Genomic DNA, 17214 nt, shown 5'->3' with positions numbered 1-17214 from the left:
CCTGTTCGGCTAAGATGTCCAGGTAGTGAATGTGACGACCCGATCGATCGAACTGGAGAATAGCGCGTGAGCGAAGTAAGCGGCGATCAATACCGCGTCATGATTGTCGATGACCACGAAGTCGTGCGTCGCGGCATCGTTGCCGTCATTGATGCGGATGCACGCCTCAGCGTCGTTGCCGAAGCAAGCACCGTGGGCGAAGCCAAGCGTCGGCTCCCCGCCGTGCATCCGGACATTCTCGTCACGGATCTCCAACTTCCCGACGGCACCGGAATCGATGTGATGAACGCGGCACGCCAGGAGAACGAGAACCAGACCATGCTCGTGCTCACCTCGTTCAACGACGATGCGGCGATTCGCGAGTCACGCGCAGCCGGCGCCTCCGGGCTCCTGCTCAAGTCCGTGCGCTCAAACGAGATCATCTCGACGATCATCAAAGTGGCGAACGGCGAAACCGCGTGGCCCGCGGGCGGCACGAGCGAAGACGAATTCGACTTCTCCGCCGTCGAACGCCGCATCGTTGAGTACATCGGTGACGGGCTCGCGAACCGCGAAATCGCCGACCAGCTCGGCGTCGCCGAAAAGACCGTCAAGAACCGCATCACGGGCATCCTCCACAAAATGGGGCTGCAGCGCCGCACTCAGGTCGCGGCCTGGGTCGTCTCGCGCCGTCGAGCCGACTGGAAGTAACGCCCCTGCGCCGCACTACTCGGCGATGATGGTCGCGCGCCAGCTCACCATCGTCCCCGGGTCGAGGCTGTAAAAATCAACCCAGCCGAGGTGGCGCCGCGCGCGTGCACCCATGTTCGCGAGCCCCGAGCGGCGCGTGATACTGGGATCGATGCCGCGCCCGTTGTCGCTCACGTTCACCTGGATGACCGTATCCACGCCCTCTTTGAAGAGCGTGATGCTCACGGAGACCGCGCTCGCGTGCGCGTGGCGCGCAACGTTCGCCAGGCACTCCTTCACGACCGCGACGACGTCTTCCTTAAGCTCGCCTTCGATCGCGTCGAGCTCGGCGACCGGTGCCTGGAGGTGCAGCGACGGCACAAAGCCGAGGCCTGCGATCGCGAGCCCGCACTCGTGGCGAAGCCGCTGAGAGAGCGTCACCTCGACCGTCTCATTCCGCAGCGACTGGACGATCCCGCGGATTTCCGCGATCGAACGCTCGATGCCCGCGACGGAATCCTTCAGGCTCGTCGCGACCGGTCCTTCGTCTGAGTATTCAGGAAAACGCGAGGCTTGCGACATCACGGTCTCAAGCTGCATGCCCACACCGAAAAGCTCTTGGATGGCGAGGTCGTGAAGGTCGCGGGCGATACGGTTGCGCTCATCATTGAGGTCATCCTCGATGGCGCTGCGTCCCGTTGACCCATTGAGCGCGAACGAAAAGAGGGCGGCGAGCGAAGCGGCGCTCACGTTTTCGGCGTCGGTAAATGCTGCGGTGGCGTCGGAGTCCTCATCCGCGAACCGAACGGCGATGAGTAGTCCGCGCCTCGCGGCGCCCGCATCGATCGGAAACGCCACGAGTGCGCTCGTCGATCCCGCGGGAGCCGGGAGGTCCTCGTCGGCAAGAGCGTGCGTGAGGTCACTCCACGTGAGAGTCGCGAGTGCCTCCTGTGAGTCGTGATCGAGTACGAAAGGCAAGGGCGCCGAATCGGTCGTTTCCGACGAGTGAGAGACGGACGCTCCGAGGAGTTCCGCTTGATACTGCCCCCGAACAAGCTCGCACACCCACGTCGAATCGTTCAGGGGGAGAAGCACGAGGAGCGAGTCGGGCGAAAGAATCTCGAACGTGGAATCGGCCAAGAGGTCGAGGATATCGTCGGGGTCCTCGGCATTGAGGACCGCCGCTGTGAGCTCACTGATTCTCGTGGCGTTCGACATAGGTGCTCCCTTCGTGAGTCGTGTGGGCGTCGAGGTCGAGCACCGCAGCTCCCGATTCCTTGAAGCGCTGATCGTGCGTAATCACGATGACGGTCGCATCGGCCGCGAAGAACGCACCCGGGGTGAGAATACCGTCCATGAGCTCGGCCGCCAGGTCAAGGTTGAGGTGTTCGGTAGGTTCATCGAGGATCGTCACGGGAGCGCCGTGCGCGATCGCGCGAGCGAGAAGAAGCCTTCGCCGTTCGCCCCCGGAGACATCCTCACCGCCACTGCCAAGGATTGTGTCGAGCCCCGAAACGAGCCCCGAAACCCAGGCACCGAGACCCGCGAGGTCGAGGGCGCGATGGATTTCTGCGTCGCTGAGATCGCCGCGCACAACACGAATATTCTCGCGAAGGCTCGTCGCAAACACATGCGCGTCCTCGGCGTAAAACGACACACGTGAGGCGAGCGCGGCCGGAGTGAACGACGTGAGGGGAGTATCGCCATACACAACTTGCCCGCTCAGCGGGGTGAGAAGCCCCGCAAGGGTCAGGCCGAGCGTCGACTTTCCACGACCCGAAGCGCCATACACGAGCGTGCGACTTCCCGGGGTAAAGCTCAGTTCAAGCCCGTGTGCGAGCGGATGCTCGGCACTCCAGCCCGTCGTCAGTCCAGATGCACTCAGGACGGCGGGGGCGGGGCGTTCAGTGCGCGCGGGCGCGGGCATGTCTTCGGCAGAAGTGGGGCCGACGGCTCGGCGGCCCTCGATCGCCGACTGCGCGTCTTCTGTCGCAGCGCGCAGAGCGTCGCGCACGCTCGAGCCTGCCCGAGTGTCGAACGCTGAGGCGATCGGGGTGTTGCCCGGATCGAGTTCGTGGAGGCGTTCAGCGGCGACAATCGACCGTGCGCGCTGACTGGCTGCTTGCGGGAGAACAGATGCCGCTTCAAAGCTCGACAACGGGGCGAGAATGATGACGCCGATGATGCCCGCCGTGTGGCCCATGAGGCCGCCAAGCAACCCCGTGGTGTCGAGGTTGTAGACGGCGCCCGCGGCGAGAATCGAGCCGAGAAGCGCGGGGATCATAGCGATCTGGGTGCTACTGCGCGCGAAAGCCGAGGGCACGGCCGCTTTGTCGAGGGCCGCATCAAACTGTCCCTGGGCGGCCTCTAGGTCGGCGAGGGTGCTGTTCCATTGCCCCTTTACGCGAAGGACATCAGCGTTGTCGAGGGCAAAAAGCGAGAGCGTATTGAGGCGAGAGCGGGCCTCGACGAGTTCGCGCTCCGCAAAGAGCGCCGCCTTGAAGGCGAAGAACGGGGCGATGATCGTCGCGAAGGCGAGGCCAACGAGCATGGCGAGTGCCGCAATCGGCGAGAATGGGGCGATGGTCGCAAGGATCGCGACTGCCATGACGAGTGCGACGAGGGCGGGCACCACGGCACGAATGACATCGTTCGCCATGTCTTCGGCGTCATCGCCGATACGCGCGAGTAGATCGCCGCGTTTGAGGCGCCCTGCGAGGGCTGAGGGGGCGATCGCAAGCCCCGCGTACATGTTGGTACGCAGACGCGCGACGCCGGTGAGGGCGGCATCGTGCGTGAGCAGGCGCTCGAAATACCGAAAGACGCCGCGGGAGATGCCAAGAGCACGCACGGACACGACGGCAACGGAAAGGTCGAGAACTGGCGGCATCGTCCACGACTTTGTAATGAGGTAGCCCGACACAACCGCGAGGGCAAAGGCGCTCGCGAGTGTCGCTGCACCTGCGGCGACCGCTGATGTGAGCTGGCGCGGGCCGATCTCCATGAGCTCATGCATGCGCGAAAGAGCGCGCGACGATATTTTCACGGGACGGACACCTCCGCCGCATACACATCGATCACCTGGTCGGCGACATCGAGGAGAGCCTGTCTATGGGCGGTCACGAGGACGCTTGAGCCCTGTTCGCGCAGCGTCTCGAGCAGGCGAACGATCATCGCCTCGCTCGCCCCGTCAAGGTGCGAAGTGGGTTCGTCAAGAATGACGAGCGGTTTCGCCTCGAGGAGGGCGGTTGTGAGGGCGACGCGCTGGCGCTGACCGACGGAAAGCCCGGTCCCACCGCGGCCAAGTTCGACGTCCCAGCCGTGAACATCCGCGACGTGTGTGTCGAGACCGGTCGCACGTGACGCCCTCGCAATGAGGGCGCGTGCCTCTTCGGTTCCCGGGGCAATTCCCGCGGGAAGAGACTCGTGGAGGATCTCGCGCAGGGTGCCAGGGCCCACGACGGGGCGCTGAGGCAGCCATGCGATCTGCGCCCAGAGGCTTTCTCGATCGATCTCACTGAGGGCAATGCTGTTTCCCTCCTCGGTGCGAAGCAGCACGCTGCTCGTGGTCGGCGTGAGGAGCCCGAGGATGGCGGCGATCGTCGTCGATTTTCCCTCGCCACTCGCGCCGCGAAGGGCAGTAATCTGGCCGGGTGTGATGACGGCAGTGAGGTGGGCAGGCGCGAGACGGTCGCGCCCCGCAACGCTCAGATCACGCAGGACAATGCTCGTGCGCGATAGCGAGGGGGCAGCAGGGCGAGTGGCGTTGTCACCGGTATCCACTTTGCCCGCCGCTGCGGGGGCATTGAGGATCTCGAAGGCGGCGTCGACAGCAGCGAGGCCATCCGTCGAGGCGTGAAACTGCTGGCCCACGAGGCGCAAGGGGAGATACACCTCGGCGGCAAGAACGAGCACGGCGATTGCCGGAAAAAGCTCCATTGCGCCGCCCACGAGGCGCAAACCGATGGAGACGGCGATGAGCGCGACGCCGAGGGTAGCGATGAGTTCGAGAGCGAAACTCGAAAGAAACGCCCACGCGAGAGTCGTCATCGCGGACTTCTTATGGCGCTCGCCAAGATCCGCGACGATCCTTTCGGAGCCTTTGGCGCGCCCGAGCGCACGTAGCGTCGGGAGGCCTTCGACCAGATCGAGAGTCTCGGCCCACAGCGTGCGCATGGTCGCGAGAGAGCGGGCCGAGGAGCCTTCAGTCATTTTCCCGATGAGGATCATGAAGATGGGGATGAGCGGAAGGGCGATACACGCGACGATCGCACTGGTGAGATCCCATACCGCGATCGCGGTAAGTGCGAGTGGGGTGACTGTCGCCGATAGTGCAAGCTGCGGGACGTACCCCGTGAGATAGGGACGGAGGTTTTCGAGCCCCGCGGTGGCGAGTGCGGCTGTCGAGGCGGCTTCGCCCGTGCGTCCGCGCGGGCCGAGACGCGCGTTCGTCTCGACGACGGCCCGCCTCAGCTCTCCGATCGTTTCGGTCGCTGCACGGTGGCCCGTGGCTTGCGTGTACCACACGGCGCTCGCACGAATCACAAGCGCGATCGCGAGCACGATGAGTGGGAGGGGGTTGTCGTGCGGCCATGTTCGGTGGGCGAGGAGATCCGCGCCGAGAGAGGCGACGCACCATGCGGTCGTGATTGCGCAAACAGCCTCCACGAGGCCCAAGACAACCGTGCGGATCACGTGCGCGCGAGCGCTGTGAACGTGACGGAGGAGTCTCGGATCAAGTGGAGGCTGTCGTTTGGCCAAAGGAGGTTTAGCTTTCCGTATCGAAGGCTTCGCGGTAGCCCTCTTTCGCCTTTCGCGCGAGGTTCGCCGCGTGGGCGGACGGGAAGCCCTCGCCCGTAACGCGAGCGCGGAAGACCCAGTAGGCCCAAGCCTGGTAGGCGAGAACGATCGGGAGCAAAATGACGGTCGCGATCGTCATGACCCGAAGAGTGTACTCGGTGCTCGAGGCGTTCATGACGGTCAGCGAGAGAGCCGGATCATTGGCGGCGGGGAGCACGTTCGGGAAGATCGCGCCGAAGGCCATGATCGTGGCGAAGCCGATAGCGACCGACGTCGAGGCAAATGCGAGGCCCTCGCGCCCTGCGCGGTTCAGCACGAACGCCCCGATAAGGGCGAGTGCCGCGATGACGAGCGGGATCCACGTCCAGGCGTTATTCGAGTAGGCGAGCTGGGCCCACAGGACCCACGCTGCCGCCGTGACGATGGTCGGGATGACGATGACGCCCGCGAGCTTGTTCGCGTCGTGTCGAACCTCGCCAGTAGTACGAAGAGCGAGGAACAGCGTGCCGTGCAGCCAGAAGAGGAGCACGAACACCACACCTGCGAGAAGCGCGAACGGGTTCAGGAGGTCGAAGAGCGAATCAGTGACGACGCTCTTGCCGCCGGCATTCGCCTCCATGTTGACACCGCGAACGATGTTGCCCACTGCCACGCCCCAGATGAGGGCCGGAACGAGACCGCCGATGAAATGGCAGATGTCCCATGCGAACTTCCACGAGGCGCTTTCCACCTTGTTGCGGTACTTGAACGCGCAGACACGCACGATGAGTGCCACGAGGATGATGATGAGCGCAAGGTAAAAGCCCGAGAACATCGTCGCGTACCACTCGGGGAAAGCCGCGAAGAGGGCGCCGCCACCCACGAGGATCCACACCTCATTGGCGTCCCATACGGGACCGATGGTGGTGATGATCTGGTTTTTGCGCTTTTCTTCGCCTTTCCCAAGCGCGAAGACGTTCATGCCCACGCCGAAGTCGAAGCCCTCGAGAACGAAGTAGCCGAGGAACAGCACTGCGACGAGAATGAACCACAGGGTCTGTAGGAACGTTGCTTCCATGATTGTCTACTCCTTTCTCTCAGTAGCCGAAGCTGATGGTCGGGGTATCGAGCTCAGCGGGAGCTGCACTCTCCTTCGCCAAGTGCGAGCGCGGAGCCTTGATGTCTTTGACGGCCTGCTTGTGCATGAGGTAGTACCACACAACGGCGAGGACACCGTAGAGGAGCGTGAAGACCACGAGCGAGACGATGACCTGCCAGCCTTCGTGGCCGGAGACGCCTTGCATCGTCAGGAGTCGTACGAGCGGGTCGCCATCGGGTGAAGGCGCGACGATCCACGGTTGGCGGCCCATCTCGGTGAAGATCCAACCGAAGGCGTTCGCGAGGAACGGCATGGGGATCGCGAGGATCGCGAAGCGCGCGAACCAGGTCGAGCCCGAGGTTCGGGCGTTTTTACCCTTGCCACGCGTGATCCAGAAGGCCCAGACGGCGAGGATGCCGCAGAAGATTGCGAAGCCGATCATGAGCCGGAACGACCAGTAGGTGACGAAGAGGTTCGGGCGGTAGTCAACTTCGACGGTTTTGCCGCTCGCGTCAACGGCGGTCGCGCCGTATTTCTCCTTATATTCGGCGTTGAGCTCGGTCACGCCCTTGAGGGTTGCGTTCGGATCATTCGTCGCGAGGATCGACGTCACGTAGGGGACTTCGATGATGTGGGAGATGTCTGCGCAGTCCTGAGAGAAAGCGCGGGGACCCGCGACCGAGAGGATTGAGAAGTTCGCGCCGGTTTCGGTGTGGCACAGCGCTTCAGCCGACGCCATCTTCATGGGCTGCTGCTCGAACATGAGCTTGCCCTGGAAGTCGCCCGAGGCAAAAAGGCCGACGGCGGAAAGGACCATGACGAGCACACCGAAACGAGTCGCGGGCCGCCAAACGTTCTTGGCGAGGTGGGCGGCAGCGGCCTGATCCTCGCTCGTGAGGGCCTGGTCCTCGGCGCGCTTGTGGTTTTTCACCATGTGCCAGGCGGCGATACCGGTCACGAAGCAACCTGCCACGAGCCATGCGCCCGCGATCACGTGAGGGAACGCGGCAAGGGTTGTGACATTCGTGAGGAGTGCAAAGATGCCGCCCTGTGACGGGTCGAGCTCGGCGCGGCCCGTCTCAGGGTTGAACACCGCGGCGACGGGGTGCTGCATAAAGGAGTTCGCGGCGATGATGAAGTATGCCGAAAGAGTAGTGCCGAGTGCCACCATCCAGATCGTGAGGAGATGCAAGCCCTTCGGGAGGCGGTTCCAGCCGAAGATCCACAGACCGAGGAAGGTTGACTCCATAAAGAAGGCCGCGAGCCCCTCGAGAGCAAGGGGTGCACCGAAGATGTCGCCCATGAAGCGGGAGTATTCAGACCAGTTGAGGCCGAACTGGAACTCCTGGACGATGCCGGTCGCGATGCCAATACCGAAGTTCACGATGAGCATCGAACCAAAGAATTTCGTGATGCGCGTCCACGAATCGGCCTTCACGGGATCCTTCGCGCGCACGGCGATCGTTTGCATGATCGCCACAAGGAGCGAGAGACCAATCGTGAGCGGCACGAAAATGAAGTGGTAGACGGTAGTGATACCGAACTGCCACCGCGCGAGATCGAGCGCTTCCATGGGCGTCCTTTTCTAGAGAGGGACAGGGGGATTCACCTTCAGGCTAGGAACCTCAAGGTTGGCGGGTCGGGACTTTCATCCCCGCCATTGTTGGGTGTCATTCTACTCCTTTACTAGCGTTCCTCACAGGCATTTTTACCGTGTTGACCACGCGATTTATGCAATGAGTGCTTCGCGAAAAGAGCCTTGGTGTGTGGGGGAGGTGCAGGCAGTTTCGCAGTCACCTTGGGTGGCACGGGTGCGAAACCCGGTCCGACGATGACTTTCCTGCAAACGATCCGCGCATTCGTATGCGATACTTGGGAGCGATATTTACGCTGACGCATCCGGCGTAAAGGATCCCCCGTTACTCGGGTGCCGCTCCGGCCACGCTTTGGCCGTGACGCAAGGCTCCGAGTGTCGCAGCGCTCGACCAGAGCAGCGCGAAGGGGGAGGTTTATTCGGCTTCCGCCCACGGGCGATGACACATGGTGGCACCAGGATGCGCTGGGCCGCCCTAGAACGGAGCAGCCACATGGCTGAAGTGGATCCTCTACACGAATCCTCAAGTACCGAGGGCGCCTCGCGCCCACGACGACGAACCCGCCGCGCCGCGGGGGCTCCCGCGGGTGCCCCAAAGGTGGGCGCTGAGCAACAGACACAAACGAGTACCGCGCACACGAGCGTGGCATCTCAGCAGAGCGCAGTTGTGAGCGATGCAAAGCCGCTCAACCTCCGCGAGCGCCGCCTTGCGGCCAAGCGAGAAGAAGAGCAGGCGCATAAGGCGGAAGCAGGCGCGCAGGCGTCTTCGGAACCGGGCAACTCAGCTGACGCGAGCGTATCCGGCGCGACCACGCCACGTGCCGCCGAAACCCCCACGAGCGTTACCTCCTCCAACACCGCCACCGAGAACGCGCGGAGCTCCGCTCCCGAAAACGGGGCACCGGAGGCGCGAAACGAGGCGGGTGCGGGTGACGAGAAGCCATTCGCGGCACCTGACCTCTCGAGTGACCTCAAGGCCCTTGCCGATTCTCGCCAGAGCGCCGAGGAGAGCGAGGCAGCGTCGGCCCCCGACATGTTGGACTTCGCGTCCCTCCTGTTCCAGGCCCCGACCCCCACCCTGGAGCCGAGTGAGGAGTCGAGCGCAGACGACGAAAGCGAAGACTCGAGCGACCCATTCGCCGAGGCCTCGGTGGACATTACCTTCGGTGCGCCCGATCTTGAGGCGGCCCGGCGCGCGGCGATCGAACGAGCGGAACGCGAATCGCGCGAAGCGGCCCGTACCGAGCGGAGCGCGAAAAAGAAGCACGAAGCTGACGACGAATCTTCGAGTGATGAGGGTGAGGATTCGAGCGGCAGCGAATCCGAGAAGTCCGGCGATCTGAACGGTGACGACACTCAGCGCAGCTCGCGCCGACGCCGCCGTCGCGGCGGACGCGGTCGTCGAGGTCGCGGCGGAAAAGCCGACGACGACTCGAACCAGAACGGCAATGACGATGAGGGGGCCAAGGAGCCCTCGGGCAACTCCTCCGAGGCTGAGGGCTCAGGTGACAACGATGACGAATCGGGCACGTCGAGCCGTCGCCGTCGCCGTCGCCGCCGTCACTCGGGAAGCTCCGATGAACCCCAGCCCGATGACCCGCCGAACACTGTCGTCAAGGTCCGCGAGGCCCGCGACGAGGTCAAGGCCGTTAAGGGGTCGACCCGCCTCGAGGCGAAGAAACAGCGCCGCCGCGAGGGTCGCGAGTCCGGAAGGCGCCGCCATTCGATCACCGAATCTGAGTTCCTCGCCCGCCGCGAGTCGGTGAAGCGCACGATGATCGTGCGGGAGCGCCCTGGGCGTACCCAGATCGTTGTTCTCGAGGACAACATCCTCGTGGAGCACTACGTCGCCCAGAAGTCACACACCTCGATGGTGGGCAACGTCTACCTCGGTAAAGTGCAGAACGTCCTTCCCTCGATGGAGGCGGCGTTCGTGGATATCGGCCGTGGCCGCAATGCCGTTCTTTACGCGGGTGAGGTGAACTGGGACGCTGCGGGGCTCGAAGGCCAGCCGCGCCGAATCGAATCAGCACTCAAAGCTGGCGACCCCGTTCTCGTGCAGGTCACGAAGGACCCCATCGGCCACAAGGGTGCGCGTCTCACAAGCCAGATTTCGCTTCCCGGTCGTTACCTCGTGTATGTCCCGGGCGGGTCGATGACCGGCATCAGCCGCAAGCTTCCGGATAAAGAGCGCTCGCGCCTCAAGAAGATCCTCAAGTCGGTCGTTCCCGCCGAAGCGGGCGTGATCGTCCGCACCGCTGCCGAAGGGGCCAGCGAAGAAGAGCTCACGCGCGACGTCGAGCGCCTCCAGAAGCAGTGGGAAAAGATCGAGAAAGCGAGCGCCAAGGGGAAGAACGCCCCCACGGCCCTCTCGACCGAGCCCGACCTCGCGATCAAGGTCGTGCGCGATATTTTCAACGAAGACTTCACGTCGCTCATCGTCGAAGGTGAGAACGTCTATAGGGAGCTTCACGAGTACATCAGCGAAGTCGCCCCCGACCTTCTCGAACGTGTCACCAAGCACGTGGGGGAGAGGGATTCCTTCGCAAAGTACAGGGTGGACGAACAGCTCATGAAGGCCATGGATCGCAAGGTCTATCTGCCTTCGGGTGGCTCGCTCGTCATTGACCGCACCGAAGCCATGACCGTCGTGGACGTGAACACGGGCAAGTTCACGGGAACAGGCGGCTCACTCGAGGAAACCGTGACGCGCAATAACCTCGAGGCGGCCGAAGAGATCGTGCGTCAGCTTCGCCTTCGCGACATCGGCGGCATCATCGTCGTGGACTTCATCGACATGGTTCTCGAAGCTAACCGTGACCTCGTGCTCCGCCGCATGATCGAGTGCCTCTCTCGCGACCGCACGAAGCATCAGGTTGCGGAAGTGACGAGCCTCGGGCTCGTACAGATGACGCGTAAGCGCGTGGGCGCGGGCCTCGTGGAGACCTTCTCGAGCATGTGTGAATCGTGCAACGGGCGCGGCATCCAGATCGATCTCGACGGCCAGCACCACCATGAACCGCCGGCATTTGACGACGAACCGAAGAAGTCGCGCAGGCGCTCAAAGAAGTCGCGGAACGCCGAAGGTGATTCGAACAAGTCTCGGGGGCGCGAGTCGAAGGACTCCTCCTCTGACGACAAGGCGAATGCGGCGAAAGACGCCGTGCAGGATCTTGTGGATTCGAAGACCGCTTCAGATGTCCACCGCCTCGAGGAGAACGAGGCCTCGCGTGCCCTCGCGAGGGCAACGATCGCTTCGATCGCCGCGGCGAGCACGGGGCACACGGCTCCCGAAGTAGTGGTCGATGGTCAGGTGATCGCGCCGGTCGAGGAGCAGCAGGCCACCGAGCCGGAAGAGAAGTCTGAGTCGGCCGGAGCGACCGAAGCCCCGAGCGAAGTCGACAACGCTTCAACTGAGACCGAGGCCACGGCCGTGGATCACAGTGAGAAGCCGGAAGGCGAGTGACGTGAGGAGTTCCACAGTGAAGCCGAGCATTTTTGCAGGTCGTGGCGCCTGTGCCGGTTGAATCTGGGGAACGCATTTCGTAAGCTATACGTCGGTGCATTTCGTGCCGTAGACTTTTCCCTCCCGCAGCGGTTCTCGCGGTTGCGCTTTTGGCCCCGGCCGAGAAGCCCCGCCCGGTGCTCCGCGCGGTTTGAGGGGAAACACCCAGCATAAATTGTCAGCAAACGAGAAAAGAGCAGTGACGTGGTGTACGCAATCGTCCGCGCAGGCGGTCGTCAGGAGAAGGTGTCGGTCGGTGACACCATCGTGATCAACCGCGTGGCCGGCGAGGCGGGCGACACCGTAGAGTTCGCTCCCGTCCTCCTGGTTGACGGTGACAAGGTGACCTCCGCGAAGGAAGACCTCGAGAAGGTCACCGTGACCGCTGAGAAAATCGAGGATTTCCGCGGTTCCAAGGTTCGCATCCTCAAGTTTAAGAACAAGACCGGCTACACAAAGCGCCAGGGCCACCGTCAGGAACTGACTCGGCTCAAGGTCACGAAGATCGCCTGAGCGATCTCAAACATCGAGAGAAGGTACTGACTCATGGCATCAAAGAAGGGCGTTAGCTCCTCGAAGAACGGCCGCGACTCGAACGCTCAGCGCCTCGGCGTGAAGCGCTACGCGGGCCAGGAAGTTGGCGCTGGCGAGATCATCGTCCGTCAGCGCGGCACTCGCTTCCACCCCGGCCAGGGCGTTGGCCGTGGCGGCGACGACACGCTTTTCGCTCTCACCGAGGGCGTTGTGGAGTTTGCGCGTAAGCGCGACCGTAACGTGGTGAACGTGGTGGCCTCGGCCTGAGGCCGGCCCCACTTTCACGGGTGAGGCGGGGAAGTGCCCATGGGGCTCTTCCCCGCCTCACGTTTAACCTTCCTACACTTATGAGCGGGACAGCCTAGGCTGTTCACACGAGCGCCAAGGCGCTTCCGCTCGCGTTGAAAGGCCACCATGGCAACCTTCATTGACCGCGCCGTTCTCCACATCACCGGCGGTGATGGTGGCAACGGCTGCGCCTCGATTAAGCGCGAAAAGTTTAAGCCCCTCGCAGGCCCCGACGGCGCGAACGGCGGCGATGGCGGCAACGTGATTCTTGAGGTTTCGCGCAACGTCACGACTCTCATGGACTTCCATCATCTTCCTCACCGCCGTGCAGAGTCAGGCGGATTCGGCAAGGGCGATTTCCGCGAGGGGACGAAGGGCGCCGACCTCGTTCTCCAGGTGCCCGAAGGCACCGTGGTGCGCGATAAGCAGGGGGTGTTTCTCGCGGATCTCGTGGGTGAAGGTACGCAATTCGTGGCGGCACGCGGTGGCAAGGGTGGCCTTGGCAATGCGGCCCTCGCGAGCTCAAAGCGTAAGGCCCCGGGCTTTGCTCTCTTGGGTGAGCCAGGCGAGGAACGCTCTCTCGTTCTCGAGATGAAGTCCATCGCTGACGTGGCACTCGTAGGGTTCCCAAGCGCGGGCAAGAGCTCGCTCATTGCCGCGATGAGTGCGGCGCGCCCGAAGATTGCCGACTACCCCTTCACGACGCTCACGCCGAACCTTGGCGTGGTCGAACAGGAGCAGTTCCGCTTCACGATGGCGGACGTTCCCGGCCTGATCCCCGGTGCATCGGAAGGAAAGGGGCTAGGTCTCGATTTTCTTCGGCATATCGAGCGCTGTCACGTGATCGTGCACGTGCTCGATGCCGCAACGATGGAGGCGGATCGCAACCCGGTTCACGATCTCGAATTGATCGAGAATGAACTACGTACGTACGCCGAGAGGCTTGACAGCGAATCGAGCAGGCTCGGGTTGCCGCCGCTCATGGAGCGCCCCACGGTCATCGTGCTCAACAAGGTAGATATGCCTGATGGCTCGGATATGGCCGACATGGTGCGCGAGGAACTGGCCGAGCGCGGTTTTCCCGTTCTTGAGGTCTCTGCACTTACCCGCAAGGGTCTTCGCGAGCTTGCGCTCACGCTCGGTGCGCTCGTCGAGAAGCAGCGCAAGGAAACCCCAGAAACCGAGCGTGATGAGCGCCCCACGATTACGCTCACGCCAGAAGATACGGACTCGAGCGATTTCACGATCACCCCGGAGGAATTTGAGGGGCAGCTCGTGTACCGCATCCGCGGAGACAAGCCCGAGCGGTGGGTGCGCCAAACGGCCTTCGCGAACGACGAGGCCGTGGGCTACCTTGCCGATCGCCTTAACCGACTCGGTATCGAGGATGAGCTCTTCAAGAAGGGTGCTAAGGCTGGCGACACGGTCGTGATCGGCCCCGGCGAAGACGCGGTGGTGTTCGATTGGGAGCCGACCATGGTCACCGGTGCCGAGTTCCTCGGTCAGCGCGGTACGGATATGAGGCTCGAGGAACGTACACGTCCCACGCGCCAAGAAAAGCGCGAGGTGCGTCGAGTACGCGTCCAGGAGCGCATGGACCGCCTTGGCGCGATGGAGGCGGAGCGCAAGTCCGGCCACTGGTCGGATCCGGCAAGGGACGATTAACGGCTTGCCTTGACAAGGTGCACATTGGGCACGGCGTGCATGATCCAGCACGTTGTGATTCGCGGATATCGCTCAAGGGCGTTCTTGCGGCAGCACTTCACCGAAGGGGGTTCTCGACGCGCCCCGAGTCCATCAGCGAAACCTCGGCGCTCGTGAGTTCACGAGTACCACCTGGAACGTGCGAGGCGAAGGCCACGTGCGTGCGTGAGCTTCGCGGTATCACCACCGCACCGCCCGCAAGATGTGGAACAATGGCATAGCCCCTCGAGGGGATGAACGATTGCGAAGAAAGGTCTGGCATGCACGCTGATTTCCTGATCCTCGCCGAAGAGGCCGCTGCGCACTCTCATGGCCCGCACCCCGCGGTCTTCGGGGTTGTCGCCTTTGTGATCCTCATGCTTTTGCTCGTGGTCACCTCACTCTTCAGCGGCCTCCACCAGGAGCCTTCGTCGAGCGCGAAGACCGTCGCCGAGGTGGAACGCGAACACCGCCGCGGCGCGTCCCACTAGTTCATCGCGTATGAGCGCAAAGCGCCGAATCGGCGTGATGGGTGGAACATTCGATCCGATCCATCACGGCCACCTCGTTGCCGCGAGCGAAGTCCAGTCGGTCTTCCGCCTCGACCAAGTGATATTTGTGCCCACTGGGCGCCCCTGGCAAAAATCGGGCAAGGAGATTTCCGACCCCGAGCACCGCTACCTCATGACGGTTGTCGCGACGGCCGCGAATCCGCGGTTCACCGTCTCGCGCGTGGACATCGACCGTCCCGGCCAGACCTACACGATTGACACGCTTCGGGATCTCCGTGCGCAGTACCCCGGTGATGACCTGTTCTTCATTACGGGTGCCGATGCTCTCACGAACATCCTCACATGGAAGGACTACAGTGAGATCTTTGACCTCGCGCATTTCGTGGGCGTGACGCGACCTGGCCATGACATCAACACCGAGGGCCTTCCGCCGAGCGGCGTGACCCTCATCGAGGTGCCCGCGATGGCAATTTCCTCGACCGACTGCCGTACGCGCGTTAAGCGCGGGGTGCCCGTGTGGTATCTCGTTCCGGACGGCGTTGTGCAATACATCAATAAGTACAAGCTCTATTTAGGAAGTGAGCATGACGGGCACTGAGACTCAGCCTTCAGGGCGCCGGCACGGGCGCCGCGCCCGCGCCGTGAGCAGTGACGAGCAGAACACGTCGGCGACTCGCGGCGTGACGGGCGACCTCACGCTTTATGCGCGCCGCACGGCGGTCATTCCCCCGGTTGCGGATGAGCAGCTTCCCGAACTCAAGCACTACACGGGCAAGCGTGCGAAGCGTCGCGCCGATGTCTCCGTGATGCCAGGCAGCGACGAGGGCGCTCAGGCGGCAGCTGCCTCCGAGGCGAAGGTCGATGAACCACCTGCCGAAGCCACCGGCATGGCCAAAGTCGCCTCGCAGGACACGACGGGGGAGTCCCCCGATTCGCTGAGCGACGCTCTTCCCGCGGCGAGCGTCGGAACGAAAAAGGGTTCGTGGCCCGGTTCACTTCGGGCTCCTGAGGCCGACGCCGCCGAGCCCGCTACCGAACCCCAGGCACACATCATGGGTACCGAGGCGGAATCAGGTGAGGCCGCGCAAGCGTTGGCCTGGACTTCCGTGACCGAAGGGCCCGAGGTTGAAGACACGAGCGCTTCCGAGGCACTTGCCCCGAAACCAGCCGACCCTGCCCCAGAACCCGGTCCCGTGTACGAGACGACCGACGCGGGCGATCTCACCGATGCCTCCGAATGGCTTGAAGTGGGTGACCTTCCTGCAGACCAGGCGCCCGAGCCGAAACCGGCCGCACGATTTGACGGCGCTGTGCTCCACAAGCCGAGCCGCACATCCGGTGGAGTTGGCATGTGGGTGACGTGGCTGATCGTCGCCGCCATCGCGATCACTCTCGTCGCCCTTCTCATGACCGGCGTCATCGGGCCCGGCATCGTCAATGCTCTTGCGCCCGCCCCTGAGACCATCCCCTTTGACCTTTCCGGAGGACTCACTTCGTGACAGCTACCCAGGAATCCATCGACATGGCCCGCATTGCCGGGCAGGCTGCAGCCGATAAGCTCGCGGGAAATGTGATCGCGCTCGATGTTTCGGAGCAGCTCGTGATCACCGACGTGTTCGTCGTGTGCTCAGGTGACTCGGAACGCCAGGTGAACGCGATCGTCAATGGCGTGGAAGAAGAAATGTTCAAGGCGGGCTACAAGCCGAAACGCCGCGAGGGTGAGAAGGATGCTCGCTGGATCCTCCTCGACTTTACCGACATCGTTGTGCACGTTCAGCATGCCGAGGACCGCGCGTTTTACGCCCTCGAGCGCCTGTGGCGCGATGCCCCGACGATCGACCTCGACCTGGACCTTGGCCCCGAGGCGGAGTCTCAGGAGAAATAATGGCTTCCCGGCTCATTCTTGTGCGCCACGGACAAACGGACTATAACCTCAACGGTCGCCTTCAGGGGGCTTCCGATATCCCACTCAACGAGACCGGTCTCGCGCAAGCGCGTGCCGTGGGGGAGTCACTTGCGAGGGAAGAAGCCATCGCCGCCGTGTACAGTTCGCCGCTCGAGCGGGCGCAAAGGACAGCCGAAGCGATCGCCGCTCACCACGACCTCGAGGTGACGTGTGACGCCCGGCTACGTGAACGCGGCTTTGGCGATTGGGAAGGACTCACGCGCGAGGAAATCGAAAAGGAATGGCCTTTTGAATTCGCGCTGTGGCGCGCCGGTGTGTCGAGCGGTCTCGAGAAGGCGCGGGTCGAACACCGGGCCAATGTCGCGCGCCGCTTTGATGCCGCCTGCCGTGAATTCTCTGAGCGGCATGAATCAGGCACGGTTGTCGTGGTGGCGCACGGCGCTGCAATTTCTCTTGGCCTGTCCGCGATGATTGGCGCGGGTCTAGGCGATTTTTATGGCCTTGCGAGTATGGGCAACTGCCACCGCGCCGTCGTCGAAGTCAGGCGAGCGCGCGAGGGCGCTGGGTGGGTGAGGCTCACATCACTGAACCTCCCACCGGATTTCGCTGCCGCCCAATGAGCGTGTAATATTGCTGAAGTCGCTA

Annotated in this window: 15 protein-coding genes; 10 read left to right on the top strand and 5 right to left on the bottom strand. The window is 63.2% G+C overall.

Annotated features, from left to right (window positions below; all coding sequences use genetic code 11):
• Positions 1-66: 66 nt before the first annotated feature.
• The gene (locus D8M36_RS01755; protein WP_126846232.1) at positions 67-690 is read left to right on the top strand and encodes a response regulator; all 624 of its coding nucleotides are present in this window, start codon (positions 67-69) and stop codon (positions 688-690) included.
• A gap of 15 nt (positions 691-705) precedes the next feature.
• Here D8M36_RS01755 and D8M36_RS01750 read toward each other — a convergent pair whose 3' ends face one another.
• The 5 genes from D8M36_RS01750 to D8M36_RS01730 all read right to left on the bottom strand — a co-directional run bounded on the left by D8M36_RS01750 (position 706) and on the right by D8M36_RS01730 (position 8120).
• Positions 706-1887: a sensor histidine kinase gene (locus D8M36_RS01750; protein WP_126846231.1), complete on the bottom strand. Its 1182-nt coding sequence runs from the start codon at positions 1885-1887 to the stop codon at positions 706-708.
• On the bottom strand, positions 1862-3715 hold the full coding sequence (gene cydC / locus D8M36_RS01745; RefSeq protein ID WP_223845652.1) for a thiol reductant ABC exporter subunit CydC: 1854 nt from the start codon (positions 3713-3715) through the stop codon (positions 1862-1864). Before cydC ends, D8M36_RS01750 begins: the two co-directional genes overlap by 26 nt.
• On the bottom strand, positions 3712-5364 hold the full coding sequence (gene cydD / locus D8M36_RS01740; RefSeq protein ID WP_126846229.1) for a thiol reductant ABC exporter subunit CydD: 1653 nt from the start codon (positions 5362-5364) through the stop codon (positions 3712-3714). The genes cydC and cydD overlap by 4 nt, the downstream gene beginning before the upstream one ends.
• A 73-nt stretch (positions 5365-5437) precedes the next feature.
• Positions 5438-6526: a cytochrome d ubiquinol oxidase subunit II gene (cydB, locus tag D8M36_RS01735; protein ID WP_126846227.1), complete on the bottom strand. Its 1089-nt coding sequence runs from the start codon at positions 6524-6526 to the stop codon at positions 5438-5440.
• Positions 6527-6545: 19 nt separating this feature from the next.
• Positions 6546-8120, bottom strand: coding sequence for a cytochrome ubiquinol oxidase subunit I (locus tag D8M36_RS01730; RefSeq protein ID WP_126846225.1), 1575 nt, complete (start codon positions 8118-8120; stop codon positions 6546-6548).
• Positions 8121-8634: 514 nt separating this feature from the next.
• On the opposite strand from D8M36_RS01730, the gene D8M36_RS01725 reads away from it, so the two are divergent.
• The 9 genes from D8M36_RS01725 (at position 8635) to D8M36_RS01685 (ending at position 17189) form a co-directional block, all read left to right on the top strand.
• A complete protein-coding gene (locus D8M36_RS01725) occupies positions 8635-11607 on the top strand; it encodes an Rne/Rng family ribonuclease (RefSeq protein ID WP_126846223.1) in 2973 nt (990 codons plus the stop codon).
• 243 nt (positions 11608-11850) lie between these two features.
• Entirely contained in the window at positions 11851-12159 is a 309-nt protein-coding gene (gene rplU, locus D8M36_RS01720; protein WP_016664727.1) for a 50S ribosomal protein L21, read from the top strand.
• A gap of 33 nt (positions 12160-12192) precedes the next feature.
• Positions 12193-12447, top strand: coding sequence for a 50S ribosomal protein L27 (gene rpmA / locus D8M36_RS01715; protein WP_055088258.1), 255 nt, complete (start codon positions 12193-12195; stop codon positions 12445-12447).
• A gap of 147 nt (positions 12448-12594) precedes the next feature.
• The gene (gene obgE, locus D8M36_RS01710) at positions 12595-14133 is read left to right on the top strand and encodes a GTPase ObgE (RefSeq protein WP_126846221.1); all 1539 of its coding nucleotides are present in this window, start codon (positions 12595-12597) and stop codon (positions 14131-14133) included.
• A gap of 299 nt (positions 14134-14432) precedes the next feature.
• On the top strand, positions 14433-14642 hold the full coding sequence (locus D8M36_RS01705) for a hypothetical protein (RefSeq protein ID WP_065247941.1): 210 nt from the start codon (positions 14433-14435) through the stop codon (positions 14640-14642).
• A gap of 10 nt (positions 14643-14652) precedes the next feature.
• Positions 14653-15261, top strand: coding sequence for a nicotinate-nucleotide adenylyltransferase (gene nadD, locus D8M36_RS01700; RefSeq protein WP_126846219.1), 609 nt, complete (start codon positions 14653-14655; stop codon positions 15259-15261).
• Entirely contained in the window at positions 15248-16162 is a 915-nt protein-coding gene (locus D8M36_RS01695; RefSeq protein WP_126846217.1) for a hypothetical protein, read from the top strand. The genes nadD and D8M36_RS01695 overlap by 14 nt, the downstream gene beginning before the upstream one ends.
• Positions 16159-16548 (top strand): ribosome silencing factor, encoded by a 390-nt coding sequence (gene rsfS / locus D8M36_RS01690; protein WP_126846215.1) that lies wholly within the window; start codon positions 16159-16161, stop codon positions 16546-16548. The genes D8M36_RS01695 and rsfS overlap by 4 nt, the downstream gene beginning before the upstream one ends.
• A complete protein-coding gene (locus tag D8M36_RS01685) occupies positions 16548-17189 on the top strand; it encodes a histidine phosphatase family protein (RefSeq protein ID WP_126846213.1) in 642 nt (213 codons plus the stop codon). The genes rsfS and D8M36_RS01685 overlap by 1 nt, the downstream gene beginning before the upstream one ends.
• Positions 17190-17214 lie beyond the last annotated feature (25 nt).

Source organism: Dermabacter sp. HSID17554 (assembly GCF_003989295.1).
GTDB lineage: Bacteria > Actinomycetota > Actinomycetes > Actinomycetales > Dermabacteraceae > Dermabacter > Dermabacter vaginalis.
The sequence above is the reverse complement of the archived record's forward strand: the minus strand, read 5'-3'. Positions and strand labels throughout refer to the sequence as shown.

Bases quoted from the DNA above. Each gene is read 5' to 3' on its own strand.
- D8M36_RS01750 (WP_126846231.1), bottom strand. From the start codon at position 1,887: ATGTCGAACGCCACGAGAATCAGTGAGCTCACAGCGGCGGTCCTCAAT.
- cydB (WP_126846227.1), bottom strand. From the start codon at position 6,526: ATGGAAGCAACGTTCCTACAGACCCTGTGGTTCATTCTCGTCGCAGTG.
- D8M36_RS01730 (WP_126846225.1), bottom strand. From the start codon at position 8,120: ATGGAAGCGCTCGATCTCGCGCGGTGGCAGTTCGGTATCACTACCGTC.
- D8M36_RS01725 (WP_126846223.1), top strand. From the start codon at position 8,635: ATGGCTGAAGTGGATCCTCTACACGAATCCTCAAGTACCGAGGGCGCC.
- rpmA (WP_055088258.1), top strand. From the start codon at position 12,193: ATGGCATCAAAGAAGGGCGTTAGCTCCTCGAAGAACGGCCGCGACTCG.
- obgE (WP_126846221.1), top strand. From the start codon at position 12,595: ATGGCAACCTTCATTGACCGCGCCGTTCTCCACATCACCGGCGGTGAT.
- D8M36_RS01705 (WP_065247941.1), top strand. From the start codon at position 14,433: ATGCACGCTGATTTCCTGATCCTCGCCGAAGAGGCCGCTGCGCACTCT.
- nadD (WP_126846219.1), top strand. From the start codon at position 14,653: ATGAGCGCAAAGCGCCGAATCGGCGTGATGGGTGGAACATTCGATCCG.
- D8M36_RS01695 (WP_126846217.1), top strand. From the start codon at position 15,248: ATGACGGGCACTGAGACTCAGCCTTCAGGGCGCCGGCACGGGCGCCGC.
- D8M36_RS01685 (WP_126846213.1), top strand. From the start codon at position 16,548: ATGGCTTCCCGGCTCATTCTTGTGCGCCACGGACAAACGGACTATAAC.